Consider the following 21,048-nt stretch of genomic DNA (forward strand, 5'->3'; position numbering starts at 1 on the left):
CGTGCGCCGGAGGGCGCCAGCGCACGCCCTCCGGTAGATACCAACCTTGGTTGGCATGGGGCACCGGCGTGAATCCTGCTGAAAGCGCCGACCAAGGTCGGCAACTACCGGGCGGCAGGCGCCGCGTCAGCGGAAGATGACCGTGGCCTCCGTGCCCTCCCCTGGCTCGCTGGCCAGCCTGACCTTCCAGCCGAAGCGGTCGCACAGCCGGCGCACGATCGACAGGCCCAGGCCGGTGCCCTGCGGGCGGCTCGGCTCGGCGCGGTAGAACGGTTCGAAGGCCCGCGACAGGGCGTCGGCAGACATGCCGATACCGGTATCGCGCACTACCACCCGGTCGTTGTGCACATGCACGTCGATGCGCCCCTCGTCGGTGTAGCTGCAGGCATTGCGCACCAGGTTGCTGATCACCACCTGCAGCACCCGCGGCGGCGCATGCAACTGCACCGGGCCGTCGCTGTGCAGGTGCACCGACACCGGGCGAGACCCCAGCAGTTCGTTGGCATTGTCCACCTCGTAGCGGACGATGTCGTTGACGTCGAACAGCTCGATCTGCGGTTCGACATCGGCCTCGCGGGCCAGGATCAGGAACGCATCGATCACCGCCTCCATGTCGCGGCCAGCCCGCTGGATGCGCTGCAGGCTGCGGCGCAGGCGCGGCTGCAGGGTTTCATCGCCAAGGGCCATGTCGCTGGCGACGCGGATGACGGTCAGCGGTGTGCGCAGTTCATGGCTGGCGTCGCGGGTGAAATTGCGCTCGCGCGCCACATGCGCGCTGACCCGGTTGGCCAGCGAATGCAGTGCGGCCGCCAGCTGGCGGGTCTCGCCCTGCATGTCCGCCGGCAGCTTGTTCGGCTCCAGATCGGCCGCTTCGGGGTGGCCCGGGTCCCAGCGCGAGACGCGCCGTGCCAGCCAGTTCACCGGCGACACCAGGCGCTTGGAAGCCCGATAGGTCACCCAGCTGGCGCCATACACCGCCAACAGGGTCAGCAGCACCGGCACGATGCCGAACCAGAACGCCAGCATCTCCGCACGCGAACGCAGGAACACCAGGTACAGGCGACCGGCGGGGCGCACATCGACCAGCACCAGCTGGTCATCCTGAGGCAGTTCGTGGAAGCCGGGCTCCAGATTGCGCAGGTTGGCCGGCAATGACAGCGCCGACTGCCCGCTTTCCAGCAGGTAGCCGCGGATGTTCTGGGTGTTGGGCGGCGGCTGCACCGGCGACGCCTCGTGCAGCGTCCAGTAATAGGCCGCTTCCTCGCGCAGGGCGGCGCCGACCAGGCTGTGCTTGATGACCAGCGACACCAGCCAGGCACCGAGCAGGATGCCCAGGCTGGCGAGGACTGCCTGCAGGATGAAGGCGATACGGATCTTGCGCGGCAGGCCGTGCGGCATTGCGGGGTCCCGGTCAGAGCGCTGCGATTATAGGCAGCGCGCTGCGCCGTAGTCGTGCACGGACGCTGACCGGCGGCAGCGCCGGCCGGTCATCCGTGCCCGATGCGGGGTCGTTGCCCGGCCGGGCCTGATGCTGCACCGGCCCGGCCCCGATCAGGCCATCGGCTGTGCGATATCGGCAATGCGGTAGCCGGCGCTCTGCACGGTATGCAGCAGCGGACGGTCGAACGGCTTGTCGATGATCTTGCGCAGGTTGTACAGATGGCTGCGCAGCGTGTCCGAGTCCGGCAGGCCATTGCCCCAGATCTCGCGTTCGATCTCCTGGCGGGTGACCACGCGCGGCGATTCGCGCATCAGGATGGTCAGCAGGCGCAGGCCGATCGGCGACAGCTGCAGCTCGGTACCGGCACGGGTGGCCCGCATGCTGACCGGATCGAGCACCAGGTCGGCGACCTTCAGCACCTCCGAACCCACCTGGCGACGTTCGCGGCGGATCAGCGCGCGCAGGCGGGCTTCCAGCTCCTGGATCGCGAACGGCTTGGTCAGGTAGTCATCGGCGCCGAACCCGAGGCCGGTGAGCTTGTCGTCCAGCGTGTCGCGTGCCGTGAGCATCAGCACCGGGGTGGACTTGCGCGCATCGTTGCGCAGGCGGCGGCACACTTCGATGCCATCCAGGCGCGGCAGCATCAAGTCGAGCACCACGACGTCATAGCTGTTCTCCGCCGCAAGGCGGTAGCCATCCAGGCCGTCCTGTGCATAGTCGACTTCGAAGCCGCGACCTTCCAGGTATTCGCCGATCATCTCGGAGATGTTGCGGTTGTCTTCGACCACCAGCACCAAGCCGGAGGTCTCCTTCGTCTGACGCATGTGATTCCCTCTAACTTCAGCTTTGTGAAACATGCCGGATCGACGGTGGACGCGATGTGAAGTTCCGTCAAGAGGTACACAAACGGTTCAGAGGAGCGGCCTGAGCAGCGGCCAGACGTTGTCCAGCAGCTTCGGCTGCGCCTCTGCGGTCGGGTGCAGGCCGTCGGCCTGCATCATGCCCGGCTGCAGGGCCACGCCTTCCAGCAGGAAGGGCAGCAGCGGCACCTCGTACTGCGTGGCCAGCGCCTTGTAGGCCGCAGCCAGGCGCTGGCGATAGGCCGGCCCGTAGTTGGGCGGTACGTCGATGCCCAGCAGCAATACCTTCGCGCCGGCCTTCTGGCTGGCCTGCACCATCTTTTCCAGGTTGCCCTGCACCTGCGCCGGGGTCAGCCCACGCAATGCGTCATTGCCGCCCAGCGCGATCACCACCACCGTCGGCTTTTCCTTCGCCAGCAGGCCCGGCAGGCGGGTCAGCGCGCCGGCGGTGGTCTCCCCGCTCATGCTGGCGTTGACGATGCGCGCCGGGGTTTTCGACTGCTGCCTGACCCGCTGTTGCAGCAGGCTGACCCAGCCGGCGTCGGCAGGGATATTGTGGGCGGCACTGAGGCTGTCGCCGAGCACCAGCACGGTGCGGGCCGGACCTTTGGCACAGGCCAGCCCCGGCAACAGCAGGAACCCTAGCAGCAGCACCACCATCGCGCCGGCTCGCCGGCTCCATCCCGTCTTGCGCATTGGAGTCTCCTCATCGACAGCCTGTCCCCCCGCAGCGCGCCCGTCGCCATCGCCGTCGACCAGGTCGGCAAATCCGTGCAGGGCCCGGAGGGTGAAGTCCACATACTGGACAACATCACCCTGACCGTCCATGAAGGCACCAGCGCGGCCATCGTCGGCGCCTCCGGTTCGGGCAAGACCACCCTGCTCGGCCTGCTGGCCGGGCTGGACCTGCCCAGCCGCGGCCGCATTGCGCTGTCGGGCCAGGACCTGGGCGACCTCGATGAAGAAGCGCGGGCCCAGCTGCGCGCGCGTGAGGTTGGCTTCGTGTTCCAGAGCTTCCACCTGCTACCGGCGCTGACCGCCGCCGAAAACGTCGCGTTGCCACTGGAACTGGCCGGGCGCGAAGACCGTGCGCGGGTCGATGAAGTGCTGGCCCAGGTCGGGCTGGCCCATCGGGCCCGCCACTATCCGCGCCAGTTGTCGGGCGGCGAGCAGCAGCGCGTGGCATTGGCGCGTGCGTTCGTCACCCGCCCGCGCATCCTGTTCGCCGACGAACCGACCGGCTCGCTCGACCATGCCACCGGCCAGCACATCAGCGACCTGCTGTTCGAACTCAACGCCGGCAGTGGCACCACCCTCGTCCTGGTCACCCACGACCTGCGCCTGGCCCAGCGGTGCCAGTACATCCACCGCATCGATGATGGCCGCCTGCTGCCGGTCGAGCGCGGGGCGCAGGCATGAACCTGCTGCGGCATGCGTGGCGCGCGCTGCGCCGCGAGGCGCTGGCCGGCGACCTGCTGACCGTGTTCGCCGCACTGGTGCTGGGCGTGGCGGTGATGACCGCGGTGGGCACGCTGGTGAACCGGGTCAACCTGGCGCTGACCGGCAGCGCGGCGGAAATGCTCGGCGGCGACCTTGGCATCGCCGGGCGCGATGACCCGCCGCAGGCATTCGCCGACGAGGCGCAACGGCGTGGACTGGCCTACACCCGCATCGCCAGCTTCGGCAGCGTGCTGTTCAACGGCGATGCCAGCCAGATGGCCAGCATCAAGGCGGTGCAGGCGGGCTATCCGCTGCGCGGCTCGCTGCGGGTTCGGGCCACGCCCGGCGGGGCGCTGATCGCAGACGCCGGCATGCCGCCCAAGGGCCAGGCTTATGCCGACCCACGCCTGCTGCAGGGGTTGGGGCTGAAGGCGGGCGATGATCTCGAGTTCGGCGCTGGCACGCTGCGCATCGCCGGCATCATCGAGGCCGAGCCGGATACCGGTGGCGACCTGCTGACGCTCTCCCCCACCCTGCTGGTCAACCGCGCCGATGTGGAGGGCACCGGACTGCTCGGCCCTGGCAGCCGCATCAACTACCGGCTGATGTTTGCAGGACCGGCAGGACAGGTCGCGTCCCTGCGCGAGTGGCTGCTGCCGCAGGTGAAAGGCCTGCGCCTGCTGAGCGTGGACGACACCCAGCGCGGCGTGCGCCAGGCATTCGATCTGGCCGGGCGCTTCCTCGGCCTGAGCGCGCTGCTGGCGGTGCTGCTGGCCGGTGTGGCCACCGCGCTGGCGGCCAACCGCTTCGCGCTGCGCCGCATCGACCAGGTCGCGATCCTGCGCTGCCTGGGCGCGCGCCAGCGCGACATCCTGCTGGGCCTGGCGCTGCAGCTGCTGATGCTGGCGGTGCCGGCCTGCGCGCTCGGCATCGGCCTGGGCATGGCCGCGCAGGAAGGCCTGGTGCAGGTGCTGGGCAGCCTGGTGCCGCAGCGCCTTCCGCTGCCGGAAGCGATGCCGGCACTGACCGGCGCGGGCATTGGCCTGCTGCTGCTGTTCGGCTTCGGCCTGCCGCCGCTGCTGCGCCTGCGCGGGGTACCGCCGATGCGCGTGCTCAACCGTTCCTTCGCCGCCCTGCCGCCGGCGTCGTTGCTGGCCTATGTGGCGGCGCTGGTGGCCAGCCTGCTGCTGGCGGTGCAGGTCACCGGCGACCTGAAACTGGCGCTGTGGGTGCTCGGCGGCCTGGCCGCGCTGGCGCTGGCGGCCGGTGCGGTCGGCTTCGTGCTGCTGCAGCTGCTGCGCGGCCTGCAGCCCCGCCTGCATGGCCACTGGCGGCTCGGCCTGGCCGCGCTGACCCGGCGCCGGATGCTGGCAGTGATGCAGCTGGTCGGGCTGTCGCTGTCGTTGTGCGCGCTGTTGCTGCTGGCGGTGACCGGCCCCGGCCTGCTGCAGCAGTGGCGCGAACGCCTGCCCGCGGATACGCCGAACTACTTCCTGATCAACATCCAGCCCGAGCAACGCGACAGTGTGCTAGCCGCATTGCGTGGACTGGGCGCCGGCGACGCCAGCATCGAGCCGATGGCGACCGGCCGCCTGATCGCGATCAACGGCAAGCCGCCGCTGCGCGTGGACCCGGCCGCCGCCGAAGGGAACGGCACGAGCAACGGCCCCCGCGAGGACGACGACGAGAACCGGCCGTTGAACTTCAGCTGGCGCAGCACCTTCCCGCCCGCCAATGCGCTGCTGGAAGGCCGCTTCTGGCAGGCCGGCAGCACCGCGGCGGAAGCCTCGGTGGAAACCGGCTGGGCGCGGCGCTACGGCGCGCACCTGGGCGATCGCATTACGATTTCCGTAGGCGAGCAGGAGCGCGAGTTCACCGTCACCAGTGTGCGCAAGGCCGACTGGAACACCTTCCGGCCGAACTTCTTCGTGCTGCTGAATCCGAATGCGGTGGGCGATACCCCGCACAACCTGCTGTCGGCGTTCCATCTGCCGGCCGGCAAGGCGGCCGGGCTGGGCGAGCTGGTGCGCGCGCAGCCCAACCTGTCGCTGCTGGACGTGGACGCGGTGATCTCGCAGGTGCGCGATGTGATGGAGCGGGTCGCGCAGGCGGTGCAGCTGGTGATGGTGTTCAGCCTGCTGGCCGGCGTGCTGGTGCTGCTGGCCGCACTGCAGGCCACGGCGGGCGAGCGCCGCTACGACAGCGCGGTGCTGCGCACGCTGGGCGCGACCCGGCGCCAGCTGCGTGGCGCGGTGCTCGTGGAGTTCGGCGCATTGGGCACGCTGGCCGCGTTGCTCGCGGTGGGCGCGGCGGCCGTCATCGGCGTGGCAGTCTCGCAGAAGGTGTTCGAGCTGCCGTTGCTGCCGCCGTGGCCGGGCCTGCTGATCGGCGGCGTGGTCGGCATCGGGCTGAGCCTGCTGGCAGGCTGGTGGGGTACGCGGGCGATCCTGCATACGCCACCGGCATTGGCGCTGCGTGAGGCCTGAGGCGGCGCCGGACCGGGGCGCGTGCCGAGCAAGCTCGGCACCTACCAAGTGCACATGACGGCGTTGCCAGTGTTCAAGGAACAAGCACATCCACGCATGGCGTGGCTCTACTGGGCCTTTTCCACGTACTTGGCGAACACGTCGTCGATCTGCTTGTCCTTCACCTTCTTGCCAGACTGGATGTCTTCGGCCTGGGTGAACAGCGGAATGATCATCGCCATCCCGTCGATCTTGGTGTTCAGGTGCACGCCCGGGGCCTGGCCGAGGAAACCGTCCCAACGCTGGCGCACCTTGGCCCAGTAACCGGCAGTGGCCTTCCAGTAGTCACGCGCCGGGGTGAAGTCGACCTCGGTGGTCTTCACGTAGTCGTTGAAGCCGAACTCGCGGGCGATCTCCACCTGGCTGCCGTCGGCGTTGCGCTGCACCTTGGTGTTGAACTGCTCGTGGGTCCAGCCATTGGGCGTGAGCGTGTGGCGGTTGACCACAGCCAGCGCGTTGTAGTCGCTGCGCTTGGTGTACTCGCGGCGCGGCAACGGGCGCCAGCTCAGGTCGCTGGTCCAGCTCGGCACGTTGTTGGTGTAGGTCCATTTGCCGGTGCCGCAGTAGCGCGGTGCGTCGCTCACTTCGTACACGCACTGGGTCCAGGCACCCTGGTTCACCGCTGCGGGAATGCGGCGCACCTGCCAGGTCTGGTCGGCGCTGAACTCGAAACGGTTCGGCGCTTCGTAGACCCAGTCCTGGCGCCAGTGCTTGGTGATGTGGCCGCTCTTCTCATCCAGCAGCAGGTGCTGCAGCACGATGCGCTTCGGCGTGTCCTCGACCACGATCACCAGCTCGTTGCCGCCGCTGCGCATCGCCGGTGCACGCTCGTAGCCCGGCTTCAGCAGCACGGTCTCGTCGAACGCGAAGTCCACGGTGTACTCACCCTGCATGGCAAGGATGCTGTCGTGGTCGCGGGCGATATCGGAGGGCTGCGCGCTGGCCACGCCGCTGGCGGCGAGCAGCAGCATGGCGCTGGCTGTCTGGAGCTTCATCGGGATCTTCCTTCGGGGTTGCAGATTCATTGAGGGGCCATCCGTGGCCAACGGGCGTTCCATCAGGAGAGGGTCACAGGCGGATCAGCGGCAGGTCGCCGGGGATCTGGGGCGCCGGACGCCGGGCGGCGTCGGCACAGCAACAGTCGTCGATCACCAGCTCGCCTTCAGCACCTTCCAGGCGTGCGATGCGGCGCGCGGTGGCCGCGCCCAGCGAGGACAGGGTCGACAGACTGGCGGCCAGCGTGCGTCCGTCGTCGGCGGCATGCAGGCGCAGCGCGCACAGGCGCCAGCGCTGGCCGCCAAGATGGCCGGCCAGGCGCCGCCACAGGCGTTCGCCAACGCTCGCCTCGCTGTCGTGTTCCGGTCCCGGCGGCAGCGGCGCGACCAGACGGTCCCAGGCCAGGAAATCGCTGTCGGGCAGCAGGTACAGGCGCCACACGCAGCGGCCGCGGCCATCAAGGAAGCACAGGCTTTCGCGCAGGCCCTCGCTGTCCACGCCCTGGCAGGCGTGTACGCGTACGGCCTGGCGCCAGCCGCCCAGCTCGTTGCCGTCGGCGTGGTACAGGCACAACACAGTGCCGAGCGTGGCCAGCTGTGCCGGGGTCGGCCAGGCCGCGCTGTTCGGCGCGGCGATGGAGTCATTCCTGCGTGCGGACAAGGCTCGGCTCATGAGATCACCAGGAAACGGCAAGGCTGGCGGAGAAGGTGCGGCCCGGGCTGCTGAACCGATCGCTCAGTGCGCGATCGGTGATCAGGCTCGGGGTGATCGACGACCATTCGATGTAGCGCTTGTCGGCCAGGTTGAACACGCCGACATTGAAGGTGGCACCCGGCGCGAAGTTCCAGTGCGCCATCAGGTCCAGCACGCCGTAGCCGGCCGGCTGGTAGACGAACGGCGCCGGTGCGTTCGGATTGGTCTGCGCCGCAGGCGGCGGCAGGCGCTTCTTGCGCTGCACGAAGGTACCGGCCAGTTCGACGCCCCAGGTATCGGCGTCGTACATCAGGCCCAGCGTGCCACGCAGCGGATCGACCGAGGCCAGCGGTTCGTCATCGGTCCGGTTGTCACCACGCGACCATGCCAACGCACTGCGCAGCGCCCAGCCCCTCAGCGCCGGGCTGAGTTCGCCGAACTCGATGCCGGCCTTCATTTCCGCGCCATAGATGCGCGCGTCGGCGATGTTCTGCGACTGGAACACGGTCAAACCCTGTGCGTTGCGACCGGTATCGACGTTGGACTGGATGAAATCCTTGTAGTCGTTGTAGTAGCCGCTGACGCTGACGTACGCCGCCGGCGCGATGAAGCGCAGGCCCAGTTCGTAGCCGTCGCTGGTTTCGGGCTTCAGGTCCGGATTGGCGATGGCGGTATAGCGGAAGGCGACATTGGTCAGGCCGATGTTGACGTCGTTGTACGGCGGCGAACGGAAGCCACGCGCATAACCGGCGAACAGCGACCATTCGTCGGTAAAGCGCCAGACCATGCCCAGCTTCGGCGACACGCTGGTCTTCTTCAGCTGCGCCACGGCCGTGGTCGGGTTGTCTTCGGCGAAGATGCTGTCCACTTCCGGCTTCAGCTCGTAGCGGTCCACGCGCACGCCCGGCACCAGCGACAGCCTGCCATCGGCAAAGCGCATCTCATCCTGTGCATACAGGCCCAGCTCGGTAGTCTTGCTGATCGGGAAGTCACGCACCGGGAAGGTGTCCGGCAGCACCGTGTTGCTGACCACGCCAGCCTTGCTGACCTGATAGCCGTCGCGCTTCTGGCGGATCTCGGTACGGGTGCCTTCGAAACCGTAGGTCAATGCGTGCTCGACGCTGCCGGTGGCGAACGCCTTGTTGAACTGCGCCTGCAGGCCATAGGCATGCTGGTCGAAGGAGAACACGCGGTGGCGACGGGTGCCGTCGGTGCGGGTCTCGTCGGTCTGCTGCCGGGTTTCGCTGTTCTGCGCGTACACCTGCCAATGCAGGCTGTCGGCGAACGGCTGGTCCAGCGCATCCATCTCGTGGGCGAAGGAGACGCGGTTGCGCTTCTGGGTGTCGTGGGACTTCATGCCAGTGGCCGCAGCCATCGCGCCGGGGCGCGGTGCAACGCTGGCGATCGCCGACAGCACATTGGTATCGGTGGTGTCTTCGTTGCCTTCCACGGTCAGGCGGAAGCGCTGGTCCTCGCTGGGTGCATAGACCAGTTTGCTGAGCAGGCTGCGGCCGTCGCGATCCTGCGGATTGGACGCGGTGCGGGTGTCGTTGTCGCTGCGAACCGTGCCCTTGTTGTCCGTTTCCTGGCCCTGGTGGTGGTTGACGTTGACCAGGCCGCTCCAGTGGTCGCCACCGAAGGCGGCCGTGACACCGCCGAGCAGGCCCTTCCACTCACCGTCGTAGCCGAACTTCAGGCCGAAGTAGCTGTTCTTGCCGTCCTTGAGATAGTCGGCCGGGTCTTTGGTCACGAACGCGACCACGCCACCGAGTGCATCGGAGCCGTACAGCGAGCTGGCCGGTCCACGCACGATCTCGGCGCGCTTGAGCGTATCGAGGTCGGTGAAGTTGCGGTTGGAACTGGCGAACGAACCGATGTCGAACCGGGTCGGCATGACGATGCCGTCGGTCTGGATGCGCACGCGGTTGCCGTCCAGGCCACGGATGCGGAAACCATCCAGGCCGAAGCGGGTCGCGCTGCGGGTGACCGACAGGCCCGGCTCGTAGCGCACCAGATCCTTGATGTCCTGCACCAGGTGCCGGTCCATCTGCTCACGGTCGATGACATCCACGGTGGCCGCCACGTCGCTCAGCGCCCGCTCGGTGCGGGTGGCGGTGACCTGCACCCGATCGAATTCGCGCGCATCGGGGGCAGCAGTGGCAGCAGCGTGGGCGGACAGCGGCAGCGCCATCCAGACAGCAAGGCAAAGGGCGGTATGGCGGGTCATCGGGTTCGTTCGGTCAGGCAGGGGAACCCCCGGTTACTGGCGCACCCGGAAGGTGCACGCGGTAGACCGAGGGGGAGAGAGCGGGAGCGGACGGGTCGCCCACCCTGTCGGCGCTGCCGGCAGGAGGGAGGGAGGCGGGCGACCAGACCGCGATTACTTGGTCAGGATCAGCTTGTCGTTGCTGGTGTGCCGCAGGCGATAGAAACGGTCGCCGTGCTGGATCAGGATTTCACGACGGCCCTTGAGCAGGGCTTCGCTGTCGATGACCTCTTCCGGCGGAACGACACGGACCGGACGATCGCGGAGGGTCAGCGTTTCGGGGCGCAGCAGTACAGGTTGAGCATTCATGAGCATCTGGACTCGTGCGAGGGACGAGTTAAATGATAATGATTCTCAGTTGACAATCAACAACCATTCTCAACTTGATTGATTGGATTAATGATCGAATTTTCAGATTCGATAGATCGCATCAATCAAATGGCGACGCGTCGACTGTTGGTCGACTGCTTCGAGCAACAGCAGTCGACCAACAGTCAACTCTACCGAGGCACGGGCCCGAGCCGGCCCGACCGAGGCCCAGGCCCGGTCGACCCCGGCGTTCAGGCAAAGACGGCGTCGACCTGCGCCCAGCCGGTGGCGTCGACCTGTTCCAGCGCTTCCAGTGCCTGCAGGTTCTGCAGCAGCTGGCTGACCCGGCTGGCGCCGAGAATCACGCTGGAGACGTTCGGGTTGCGCAGGCACCAGGCGATGGCCAGCGTGGCCGGGGCCTGGCCCAGCGCGCGTGCCACCTCGCTGAAGCGGCGCACCTGGGCCAGGCGGGCTTCGGCGTCGGCACCCAGCACCAGGTCCTGCAACCACTGCATGCCTTCCCGGCCCAGCCGCGCATCGGCCGGAACGCCCTGGTCGTACTTGCCGGTGAGCAGGCCCGAGGCCAGCGGCGAGAAGATGGTGGTGCCCAGTCCGGCGCCGGCATACAGCGGCGCGTACTCGACCTCGACCCGTTCGCGGTGCAGCAGGTTGTACTGCGGCTGCTCCATCGACGGGCCCTGCAGGTTGCGCGCCTGCGCGATGTCCAGCGCCTGCTGGATCTGCACGGCCGACCACTCCGAGGTCCCCCAGTAGAGGATCTTGCCCTGCCGCACCAGGGTGTCCATGGCATGCACGGTCTCGGCGACCGGCGCGTCCGGATCCGGGCGATGGCAGTAATAAAGGTCCAGGTAGTCCACCCGCAGGCGCTTGAGCGCCGCATGGCAGGCGTCGGTCACATGCTTGCGCGACAGGCCGCGCTGGGTCGGCCGTGGGTCCTTGGCGCTGCCGAAGAATACCTTGCTGGAGACGCAGAAACCGTCGCGCGGCAGGCGCAGGTCGGCGATCACATCGCCCATCACCTGTTCGGCGCGGCCGTTGGCATAGCCCTCGGCATTGTCGAAGAAGTTGACGCCATGATCCCAGGCGGCCGCCACCAGGTTGCGGGCCTCGTCGCGCGGGATCTGGTCACCGAAGGTCACCCAGGCGCCGAAGGACAGGGCGGAAATCGGCAGGCCGGTGGAGCCCAAGCGACGGTATTGCATGCGAATCTCCTGCTGCGGGCCCGCATCCGGGCCGGGATCGAACTCCATTCTACCTGCCGCCGCCGGCCGCAAGCCCTTGCCGTTGCTGGCCCGATCGGTACCGTTGGGTGCGCGCACGCTGCTTTTTCTTGCCCCGGCCCCTGCCCTGCACTAGGCTTCCCGTTTTTCGCGACGCCCCAGGGGAGTCACTCACATGGTCGAAGGTTTGGGCAGGATCGGCTTCGGCCTGTTCGGGTTGGCGGTGCTGATCGGCATCACCTGGTTGTTTTCCAACAACAAGCGTGCAGTTGACTGGAAGCTGGTTGCCACCGGTATCACCCTGCAGATCGCCTTTGCGGCGCTGGTGATCCTGGTGCCGGGCGGGCGCGACGTGTTCGATGCGCTGGGCAAGGGCTTCGTCAAGATCCTCAGCTTCGTCAACGAGGGCTCGGGCTTCATCTTCGGCTCGTTGATGGACACCAAGAACTACGGTTTCATCTTCGCCTTCCAGGTGCTGCCGACCATCATCTTCTTCTCGGCGCTGATGGGGGTGATGTACCACCTCAACGTCATGCAGGCGATCGTGCGCGTGATGGCCTGGTCGATCACCAAGGTGATGCGCGTGTCGGGTGCGGAAACCACCAGCGTCTGCGCCAGCGTCTTCATCGGCCAGACCGAGGCGCCGCTGACCGTTCGCCCGTACATCGCCAGGATGACCCAGTCCGAACTGCTGACCATGATGATCGGCGGCATGGCGCATATCGCCGGCGGCGTGCTGGCGGCCTACGTGGGCATGCTGGGCGGCGGCGATCCGGCGCAGCAGGCTTTCTACGCCAAGCACCTGCTGGCGGCCAGCATCATGGCGGCCCCGGCCACCCTGGTCGTGGCCAAGCTGCTGATTCCGGAAACCGGCACCCCGCTGACCCGCGGCACGGTGAAGATGGAAGTCGAAAAGACCTCCAGCAACATCATCGATGCCGCCGCTGCCGGCGCCGGTGACGGCCTGAAGCTGGCACTGAACATCGGCGCGATGCTGCTGGCCTTCATCGCCCTTATCGCGCTGCTGAACGCGCCGCTGACCTGGGTGGGCGAAGTGACCGGCCTGGCCGCTGCCATCGGCAAGCCGACCAACCTGTCGACCATCTTCGGCTATCTGCTGGCCCCGATCGCCTGGGTGATCGGCACGCCGTGGGCCGACGCCACCACCGTCGGCTCGCTGATCGGCCAGAAGGTCGTGATCAACGAGTTCGTCGCCTACACCGAACTGTCGCAGATCGTGAACGGCCAGATCCCGGGCGTGAGCCTGTCCGCCGAAGGCCGCCTGATTGCCACTTACGCGCTGTGCGGCTTCGCCAACTTCAGCTCGATCGCGATCCAGATCGGCGGTATCGGTGGCCTGGCGCCGGAGCGCCGCCACGACCTGGCCAAGTTCGGCCTGCGCGCGGTGCTGGGCGGTACCATTGCCACCTTCATGACGGCGACCATCGCCGGCGTGCTGACGCACTTCAGTTGAACCCCTGGTTGAGAAAAGATTTCCTATGAGCAGCAGTGTCGTTGTCGTCGGTTCCTTCAATGTCGATCACGTGTGGCGGTGCGAAACGCTGCCGGCACCGGGTGCGACCATTGCCGGCCGCTACAGCACCGGCCCCGGTGGCAAGGGCTTCAACCAGGCCGTGGCGGCCTGCCGCGCTGGTGCGGACACCCACTTCGTGTGTGCGTTGGGCGATGACGCCGGTGGCGCCACTGCGCGCGAACTGGCTGCGCACGATGGCTTCGAGCTGATCGCCGAGGCCAGCAGCGAGCCGACCGGCACCGCCGGCATCTACGTCGATGCCCGTGGCCGCAACACGATCGTGATCGGCCCCGGCGCCAATGCCGCGCTGGGCACCGATTTCCTGCAACAGCAGCAGGCCCTGCTGGCCGGTGCCAAGGTGGTGCTGGTGCAGCTGGAATCGCCGGTGCAGACCATCGAAGCGGCGCTGGCCACGGCCCGCGAGGCCGGTGTCACCACCGTGCTCAACACCGCGCCGGCCGACGCGCCCTCGACCATCGGCCTGCTCAAGCTGGCCGATGTGATCACCCCGAACGAGACCGAGTTCGCCGCCCTGCTCGGCCGCCATGTCGGTGAGCGCGTGGACGCCAACGACGTCGCCGCGCTGGATGGCGCCAGCCTGCACGCGCTGTGCCGCAAGCTGGTCGGCAACGGTACCGTGGTGGTGACGCTGGGTTCGGTGGGCGTGTTCGTCTCGCACGCCGACGAGAACCTGCGCGGCGACACCCAGCCGTACTACCGCGTCGGTGCCGAACAGGTGCAGGCCATCGACACCACCGGTGCCGGTGATGCCTTCAACGGTGCGCTGGCTGCGTCGCTGGCACAGGTGGCCGATGCACCGTTCGCCCGCCACGTGCGCTTTGCCAACCAGTTCGCCGGTCGCTCGACCGAGAAGGAAGGCGCTGCAGCGGCGATGCCGCGCTTCACCCCGGCCGACGCCGAAGCCAAGTAATTCCACGCCACGCGTGGATGACAAGGCCCGGGTGCACAGGCACCTGGGCCTTTCTTTTGCCCATTTCCCGGCCCCTGCGACCGCCTGTCGCATTGCCCACATCCTGCCCCTCGCCCACCATCCGCGCAGCTTCCTTGCACGGGCAGGACATGGACGGATTCCCCTGGTTGCTGGTCGCGGCCGCCGGCTGTGCCGCTGCGGCGCTGCTGCATATCGGCTGCATCGCCTTCGGCGCCGCGTGGTACAGGTACTTCGGTGCCGGCCAGCGCGTGGTCCGGCTGGCACAGGCCGGGCATTGGTGGCCACCGCTGATGACCGCCGGCATCACGGCCGTGCTGGTGGCCTGGACGCTGTACGCACTGGCCGCTGCGGGCTGGCATTCGCCACTGCCGGCCAGTCGTCTGGTCCTGTCGGGCATCGCCCTGCTGTTGCTGCTGCGCGCCGCGATGGGCTTCGGGCTGGCGCTGCTGCGGCCCGGCTACAACGGCCGGCGCTTCTGGATGGTCAGTTCACTGGTCTGCCTCAGCCTGGGGCTGGCCTTCGCACTGGGTACCCGCCAGGCCTGGCAGCGCCTGGGGTAGCCGCCCACCTTCGCCCGCCCTTGGGGGCGGCGGAAGCAACCGTCAAGCATCTGCTGATGCCGGTACGGCATGAGGTCGGTGCCGATCGGCCTGAACCGGGGCGCAGCCGATACGGCCGCGTCGCTGTCGGCGCCCTACAATGGGCGCATGCAGATCGGCCCGTACACCATTGCTCCGAACGTCGTGCTGGCGCCCATGGCCGGCGTCACCGACAAACCCTTCCGCCTGCTGTGCAAACGGCTGGGCGCGGGCCTGGCCGCCTCGGAAATGACCATCAGCGACCCGCGCTTCTGGACCACGCGCAAGTCGATCCACCGCATGGACCATGACGGCGAACCGGCACCGATCAGCGTGCAGATCGCCGGGACCGAGCCGCAGCAGCTGGCCGAGGCCGCGCGCTACAACGTCGACCACGGCGCGCAGATCATCGACATCAACATGGGCTGCCCGGCCAAGAAGGTGTGCAACGCCTGGGCCGGCTCGGCGCTGATGCGCGACGAGCAGTTGGTGGCGCGGATCCTCGAAGCCGTGGTCAACGCGGTGGACGTGCCGGTCACGCTGAAGATCCGCACCGGTTGGGACTGTGACCACCGCAATGGCCCGCTGATCGCGCGCATCGCCGAGGACAGCGGTATCGCTGCACTGGCCGTGCACGGCCGCACCCGCGACCAGCACTACACCGGCCAGGCCGAGTACGCCACCATCGGCGAGATCAAGGCCGCACTGCGCATTCCGGTGATCGCCAACGGCGATATCGATTCGCCGCAGAAGGCGGCCTACGTGCTGAAGGAAACCGGCGTGGACGCGGTGATGATCGGCCGCTCCGCACAGGGCCGGCCATGGATCTTCCGCGAGGTGGCGCACTACCTGGCCACCGGCGACGAACTGCCACCGCCGTCGTTGGCGGAAGTGCGCGACATCCTGCTCGGCCACCTGCATGCGCTGCATGCGTTCTATGGCGAGCCGCAGGGCGTGCGCATCGCGCGCAAGCACCTGGGCTGGTATGCCAAGGACCGGCCGGAGAACGCCGCCTTCCGCGCCGTGGTCAACCGTGCCGAAGACCCACAGAGCCAGATCGCGCTGACCACCGAGTACTTCGACCGCCTGATCGCCGGGGAACCGGCGCTGCCTTCGGCCGCCTGACCGCCCTGCCGCGTCGCAACGTCGAGCCTGCTCGACCGAATTGAACTCCGAGAGCCCGCCTCCATGACCCCGCCGATCTCCTCTCCCACCTACCTCCACGGGTTTTCCGGCACCGAACAGCAGCGCCTGATGACCCAGGCCCGGCTGCTGGAATCGAGCATCTTCGGCCAGATCGACTACGGCGGCGCGCGGCGCCTGCTGGAAGTCGGCAGTGGCGTTGGTGCACAGACCGAGATTCTGCTGCGCCGCTTCCCCGAGCTGCACGTGACCGGCGTGGACCTGAGCGAAACGCAGCTGGCCACCGCGCGCGAGAACCTGGCGCGCACGCCGTGGTGCAGCGACCGCTACACCCTGCAGCAGGCCGACGCCGGCGAGCTGCCGTTCGAGGCCCGCAGCTTCGACTCCGCGTTCCTGTGCTGGGTGCTGGAACACGTGCCGTCACCGGCGCGCGTACTCAGCGAAGTGCGCCGCGTGCTGGCACCGGGTTCGCCGGTGTACATCACCGAGGTGATGAACGCCTCTTTCCTGCTCGATCCGTATTCGCCGCACATCTGGCGCTACTGGATGGCGTTCAACGATTTCCAGTACGACCATGGTGGCGACCCGTTCGTCGGCGCCAAGCTGGGCAACCTGCTGCTGGCCGGCGGCTTCCGCGACGTGCACACCGAGATCAAGACCATCCACCTGGACAACCGTGAACCGGCGCGCCGCAAGACGATGATCGCGTTCTGGGAGCAGCTGCTGCTGTCGGCGGCCGACCAGCTGCTGCAGGCCGGCTCGGTGGACGAGGAAACCGTGGAAGGCATGCGCCGCGAGTTCCGCCTGGTGCAGAACGACCCGAACGCCGTGTTCTTCTACTCGTTCGTGCAGGGCCGCGCGACGGTGTATTGAGCCAACGCAGCACCGCCGCTGGTCCCGACATCCACGCATGGCGTGGACCTACGGGTGCGCGGCTGCGGGCGCTGGCTGACGCAGTAGAGCCACGCCATGCGTGGCTGCCACCGCCGATGACCCGCCATCCGCGCATGGCGTGGATCTACTCAACGGCACCGGCTGCGGGCGCTGATCAAAGCAGTAGAGCCACGCCATGCGTGGCTGCCACCGTCGATGTCCCTTCATCCACGCATGGCGTGGATCTACTCGACAGCGCCGACTACGGGCGCATGCCAGATCCGCTGCCACACGGCCGCCAGCCGGCGACCTGCGTCGGCGCGCGCGGCGGGACTGCGGTAATCCGCTCGCACCTGCTCGGGGGTTATCGGCCGCCACTGCCCGTCGGCCTGCTCGGCCACGACGAAATTGAAGGTGTAGTCCGGCTCCAGCCCCATGCGCAGGTCGCTCAGCACCAGCCGGCCGTCCACGACCTGCGCACGCATGAAGCCACGGTTGAACCACTGCAGGCGCTGCACTGCCGGAATGCCCCCCGCTTCGCGCAAGGCCTGCACGTTGGACGCATGGCCTTCGAACCGCATCGGCCCGTGGTCGGCCACCAGCGAGCGGTCACCCACCACGTAGCCATTGGGCGTCATCGCCACCACCCGCCACAGCAGGGTGTTGAACGGCATCGGTACCGAGAAGCGCGGCGCATCGCCCAGGCCCATCGCGGCCAGGCTCTGCTGTGCGGCACGGTCGACCTGTGACTTGGCGATCAGGCCCCAACCCAGGTAGCCACTGCTGAGCAGCAGGGCCACGCCCAGCACCTTGCCCGCCCAAGGCCGGGCGCGGCCGAACCAGGCCAGCACGCAGCCCAGCAGAAGCCACACCGTATACCCCGGGTCGATGATGAAGACACTGGATCCCATGGTCGGATGCGGGCGCAGCGGCCACCACAACTGGGTGCCATACACGGTGAACGCATCCAGCACCGGATGGGTGACCAGCGCCAGTTGGATCGCCCAGAACCAGCGCAGCGGTGACTGCGCGACGCGGCCATTGCCGAAGCGCTTGAACAGCCACCAGATCAATGCGGCCACCCAGGGCAGCACCAGCAGCGAATGACTGAAACTGCGGTGCTCGATCATGTTCGCCACCGGATCGGCTGCGGTGAAACCGAGCCACAGGGCGTCGAGGTCCGGCAGGGTGCCAAGCGCGGCACCGGCCAGCAGGGCCGCGCGGCGATGTCCGGGCGGGGCGATGGCAGCAGCGACGGCGCCACCGAGCACGATCTGGGTCAGGGAGTCCATGGGCCGATGCTAGCGGCTTGCGGGCGGGGCATGTAGAGCCGAGCCCATGCTCGGCTGCTCTTCATTGCGTGTAACGGCAGCCGAGCATGGGCTCGGCTCTACAAGGGTACAGACGCGGGTTACGCCGCCTGCGACATGCGTGCGCCCGGCAGCTCCACCAGCGTCTGGCCGTTGTGGTCCAGCAGACGCAGCGCGCCATCATGGTCTTCGGCCAGCGCGGTCAGGCTTTCCACCCAGTCGCCGTCGTTCGCGTAGACCAGGCCATCGCGTTCAATCAACGCAGCTCGGTGGATGTGGCCACAGACGATGCCATCCAGTCCGCGACGGCGGACATCGTCCAGCCCGGCCTGCACGAAGCGCTCGATGTAGCGTTCGGCGGCGCCGCTGCGCTTCTTCAGGAATTCAGACAATGACCAGTAGCGCATGCCCAGCAGCCGCCGCACCGCGTTCAGCGCCTGGTTGCCGGTCAGGATGCGGTAGTACAGCCAATCGCCGAATTTCTCCTGCAGGCCACCGAAGTGGGTCACGCCGTCGTACTCGTCCCCATGCGCGACCAGCAGCCGGCGGCCATCGGCGGTCACGTGGATGGCGCGGCGGCGCACCTGCATCGCCGGCAGCATCAGCCCACAGACCTGGCGCAGCGAGGCATCGTGGTTGCCGGGGATGTAGATGATCTCGGTACCCGCACGGCGCAATGCGTGCAGGGCCTGGATGACTTCGCTGTGTGACTGCCGCCAATTGGCCCGGCGATGCGCCATCCACCACAGGTCGATGATGTCGCCGACCAGGTACAACCGTTCGCAACGCAGCTGCAAGAGGAACCGTGCCAGCTCGGTGGCATGGCAATGACGTGAACCCAGATGCACATCGGAGACGAACACTGCGCGCCGGTGCGGCGACAGGTTCGCCAGCGCGCTCATGCCGGCGTCCCCGCGTCGCGCAGGTAGCGTTTGCGCTTGTTCGGCCGGATCGCACACAGGTCCACTTCGATCAGGCCGTCGATCGAATCGCTGAAGTCCGGGTCGACACCGAAGGCGAGGAAGCGGGCACCACCGGGTTCACACAGATCGGTGTACTGGCGGTACAGCGTGGGTACGCCGGTACCGAGCGCAGCCAGGTTGGCCTTGAGCACCTCGAACGCGGCGCCTGCATCCAGCTCACCGAAACTGGGCGGTGCGGCGAAGTACTGGAACGGGCGGTTCGATTCGGCCAGGCCAGCGGTACCGCTGTAATAGCGCTGGTAGTACGCCACCAGCTGCTCGCGCGCTTCACGTGGTAGCGCCGCGCTGATCGACACGGCGCCGAACAGGTAGCGGATGCCCGGCCGGCACTGCAGGTAGGCGCCGATGCCCTGCCACAGATAGTCCAGGCTGCGGCTGCCCCAGTAGTCGGGCACCACGAAGCTGCGGCCCAGTTCCAGACCCTCGGCGATGTGGGTGATGGCATCGTCGGAATAGCGGAACAGCGACGCGCTGTAGAGCCCGGACAGGCCGTGCCGGGCCAGTGCGTGGGCGCCGCGCATGATCCGGTACGCGCCGGCGATGCGCTGCGCGGCGGCGTCCCAGATCACGATGTGCTCGTACTGCGGGTCGTAGTTGTCGAGGTCACGGCTGCGCCCGGTGCCCTCGCCCACCTGGCGGAAGGTCAGTTCGCGCAGGCGGCCCAGCTCCAGCAGCAGCGGCGAATCGGCAGTACAGGTGGCCAGCAGAATCTGCTTGCCATCGGCGGTCTGGCCCAGCTGGGTCGCTGCGGCAATTCCTGCGGCAACCTGCGAAGGGGGCACCGGGGCGGCCAGCGGCTCAGGGCCTGCGCAGGCAGCGGCATTGCCGGCCGCGCCATTGCGGCCCAGCGCATACAGCGCGCGGCGTACCGCCAGCAGCTGTGCGCCCGGGTCACCGCCATCGCCCAGCCGCATCGGCTCCCCGATGCTCAGCCGCAGCGGGCGGCCACGACGGGTGAACATCTCGCGTGCCAGCAGGGCGGTGCCGGCCGGCTTGAACAGGGTTGATGCGCCGTAGAACAGCGCCGAGTTGCGCGCTTCCACCCGCACTGGCAGCACCGGCGCCCCGGCGGCGCGGGCAAAGCGCACGAACCCGCGCTGCCAGCGACCATCGCGGATGCCTCGCAGCGAGAGGCGCGAGACCTCGCCGGCCGGGAACACGATCACGCACTGCTCGGCGGCCAGCGCCTCCTCCACCGCGTGCAGACTGCCGCGCTGGGCCTTGCCGCCAAGGATGCGCACCGGCAACAGCAGATCCTGCAGTGGCGCGATAGCCCCCAACAGATCGTTCGCCACGATTCGCACGTCACGGCGGATGCGGCCGACCGCGTCCAGCAGCGCCAGCGCGTCCAGCGCCCCGGACGGATGATTGGCAACAATCAGCAGGCGGCCGGTGGCCGGGATCTTCGCCAGCGCGGCCGGATCCACCTGGTACTGGCCATCGACGAATTCCAGGGCGGCGGCGACGAAGCCGAATCCGCGCAACTCTGCACTGCGCTTCAGGAAGGCCTCGATCTGGTCCAACCGCGACCAGCGACCGACGCTGCGCAGCAGCGGCCGTGCCAGCTGGCCACGACGGCCATGGAACCAGTCGGGGAAGCGTTGCTGGAGACGCTGTTCGAGTTCCTGCATGGCGGATCCACTCATGCCCGGCGGCCGGATTGGCCGACAGCCTGCGCCCGGCAGGCGGCAGCCAGATGGCGGTTTCGGGGCAGAACGATGACGGCCGGCCCGGCAGGGTCGCGGCCTGCGCGGTCCGGGGTTGGACAGCCCCGTCCGTCGTCACGCTGGTGGAACACTGGGCCTCGAGGCCGGGCCCCAATCCCGTCACGACGGCCCTTGCCAGGCCTACGCGGGCTTAACCACCGGCAACCGGTACCGGTTCACAATGCACAGGCGGCGCAC

General features: G+C 68.1%; 18 protein-coding genes. 7 read left to right on the forward strand and 11 right to left on the reverse strand.

Annotated features, from left to right (window positions below; all coding sequences use genetic code 11):
- Positions 1-126: 126 nt before the first annotated feature.
- The 3 genes from BN1263_RS07705 to BN1263_RS07715 all read right to left on the reverse strand — a co-directional run bounded on the left by BN1263_RS07705 (position 127) and on the right by BN1263_RS07715 (position 2,997).
- Positions 127-1,398, reverse strand: a complete 1,272-nt coding sequence (locus BN1263_RS07705) for a sensor histidine kinase (protein WP_058980395.1) — start codon at positions 1,396-1,398, stop codon at positions 127-129.
- A 153-nt stretch (positions 1,399-1,551) separates the two neighbouring features.
- Entirely contained in the window at positions 1,552-2,265 is a 714-nt protein-coding gene (locus tag BN1263_RS07710; RefSeq protein WP_002811889.1) for a response regulator transcription factor, read from the reverse strand.
- An 87-nt stretch (positions 2,266-2,352) separates the two neighbouring features.
- The gene (locus tag BN1263_RS07715; protein ID WP_058980396.1) at positions 2,353-2,997 is read right to left on the reverse strand and encodes an arylesterase; all 645 of its coding nucleotides are present in this window, start codon (positions 2,995-2,997) and stop codon (positions 2,353-2,355) included.
- A gap of 75 nt (positions 2,998-3,072) precedes the next feature.
- Between BN1263_RS07715 and BN1263_RS07720 the strand changes: the two genes are divergently transcribed.
- Complete coding sequence (locus BN1263_RS07720; protein WP_014036021.1) at positions 3,073-3,720, forward strand: ABC transporter ATP-binding protein; 648 nt, start codon at positions 3,073-3,075, stop codon at positions 3,718-3,720.
- Positions 3,717-6,227: an ABC transporter permease gene (locus BN1263_RS07725; protein ID WP_058980397.1), complete on the forward strand. Its 2,511-nt coding sequence runs from the start codon at positions 3,717-3,719 to the stop codon at positions 6,225-6,227. Before BN1263_RS07720 ends, BN1263_RS07725 begins: the two co-directional genes overlap by 4 nt.
- 107 nt (positions 6,228-6,334) lie before the next feature.
- Here BN1263_RS07725 and BN1263_RS07730 read toward each other — a convergent pair whose 3' ends face one another.
- The 5 genes from BN1263_RS07730 to BN1263_RS07750 form a co-directional block, all read right to left on the reverse strand.
- Positions 6,335-7,261, reverse strand: coding sequence for a DUF6607 family protein (locus tag BN1263_RS07730; RefSeq protein ID WP_058980398.1), 927 nt, complete (start codon positions 7,259-7,261; stop codon positions 6,335-6,337).
- A gap of 73 nt (positions 7,262-7,334) precedes the next feature.
- A complete protein-coding gene (locus BN1263_RS07735) occupies positions 7,335-7,934 on the reverse strand; it encodes a ChuX/HutX family heme-like substrate-binding protein (RefSeq protein WP_019661101.1) in 600 nt (199 codons plus the stop codon).
- A 4-nt stretch (positions 7,935-7,938) separates the two neighbouring features.
- Positions 7,939-10,182 (reverse strand): TonB-dependent hemoglobin/transferrin/lactoferrin family receptor, encoded by a 2,244-nt coding sequence (locus BN1263_RS07740; RefSeq protein ID WP_448226380.1) that lies wholly within the window; start codon positions 10,180-10,182, stop codon positions 7,939-7,941.
- A gap of 153 nt (positions 10,183-10,335) precedes the next feature.
- A complete protein-coding gene (gene hemP, locus BN1263_RS07745; protein WP_005412278.1) occupies positions 10,336-10,530 on the reverse strand; it encodes a hemin uptake protein HemP in 195 nt (64 codons plus the stop codon).
- Positions 10,531-10,781: 251 nt separating this feature from the next.
- Positions 10,782-11,753, reverse strand: coding sequence for an aldo/keto reductase (locus tag BN1263_RS07750; protein WP_058980480.1), 972 nt, complete (start codon positions 11,751-11,753; stop codon positions 10,782-10,784).
- A 193-nt stretch (positions 11,754-11,946) separates the two neighbouring features.
- On the opposite strand from BN1263_RS07750, the gene BN1263_RS07755 reads away from it, so the two are divergent.
- The 5 genes from BN1263_RS07755 (at position 11,947) to BN1263_RS07775 (ending at position 16,851) form a co-directional block, all read left to right on the forward strand.
- Entirely contained in the window at positions 11,947-13,245 is a 1,299-nt protein-coding gene (locus BN1263_RS07755) for a NupC/NupG family nucleoside CNT transporter (protein ID WP_019661098.1), read from the forward strand.
- 25 nt (positions 13,246-13,270) lie between these two features.
- The gene (locus tag BN1263_RS07760) at positions 13,271-14,236 is read left to right on the forward strand and encodes a ribokinase (protein ID WP_058980400.1); all 966 of its coding nucleotides are present in this window, start codon (positions 13,271-13,273) and stop codon (positions 14,234-14,236) included.
- 149 nt (positions 14,237-14,385) lie between these two features.
- Positions 14,386-14,817 (forward strand): hypothetical protein, encoded by a 432-nt coding sequence (locus BN1263_RS07765; protein ID WP_058980401.1) that lies wholly within the window; start codon positions 14,386-14,388, stop codon positions 14,815-14,817.
- A 147-nt stretch (positions 14,818-14,964) separates the two neighbouring features.
- A complete protein-coding gene (gene dusB / locus BN1263_RS07770; protein ID WP_031270248.1) occupies positions 14,965-15,960 on the forward strand; it encodes a tRNA dihydrouridine synthase DusB in 996 nt (331 codons plus the stop codon).
- A 63-nt stretch (positions 15,961-16,023) separates the two neighbouring features.
- Positions 16,024-16,851, forward strand: a complete 828-nt coding sequence (locus BN1263_RS07775; protein WP_046428854.1) for a class I SAM-dependent methyltransferase — start codon at positions 16,024-16,026, stop codon at positions 16,849-16,851.
- A 245-nt stretch (positions 16,852-17,096) separates the two neighbouring features.
- On the opposite strand, the gene BN1263_RS07780 is transcribed toward BN1263_RS07775, so the two are convergent.
- From BN1263_RS07780 to olsF, 3 genes are all read right to left on the reverse strand, one after another.
- Positions 17,097-18,143 carry a metal-dependent hydrolase gene (locus BN1263_RS07780; protein WP_058980402.1) on the reverse strand — a complete coding sequence of 349 codons (1,047 nt, stop codon included), beginning with the start codon at positions 18,141-18,143 and terminating at the stop codon, positions 17,097-17,099.
- A gap of 119 nt (positions 18,144-18,262) precedes the next feature.
- Positions 18,263-19,063, reverse strand: coding sequence for a UDP-2,3-diacylglucosamine diphosphatase (locus tag BN1263_RS07785; RefSeq protein ID WP_058980403.1), 801 nt, complete (start codon positions 19,061-19,063; stop codon positions 18,263-18,265).
- A complete protein-coding gene (gene olsF, locus BN1263_RS07790) occupies positions 19,060-20,775 on the reverse strand; it encodes a bifunctional ornithine lipid synthase OlsF (RefSeq protein WP_058980404.1) in 1,716 nt (571 codons plus the stop codon). Before olsF ends, BN1263_RS07785 begins: the two co-directional genes overlap by 4 nt.
- Positions 20,776-21,048 lie beyond the last annotated feature (273 nt).

The organism is Stenotrophomonas thermophila, assembly GCF_001499715.1.
GTDB classification, from domain to species: domain Bacteria; phylum Pseudomonadota; class Gammaproteobacteria; order Xanthomonadales; family Xanthomonadaceae; genus Stenotrophomonas; species Stenotrophomonas hibiscicola.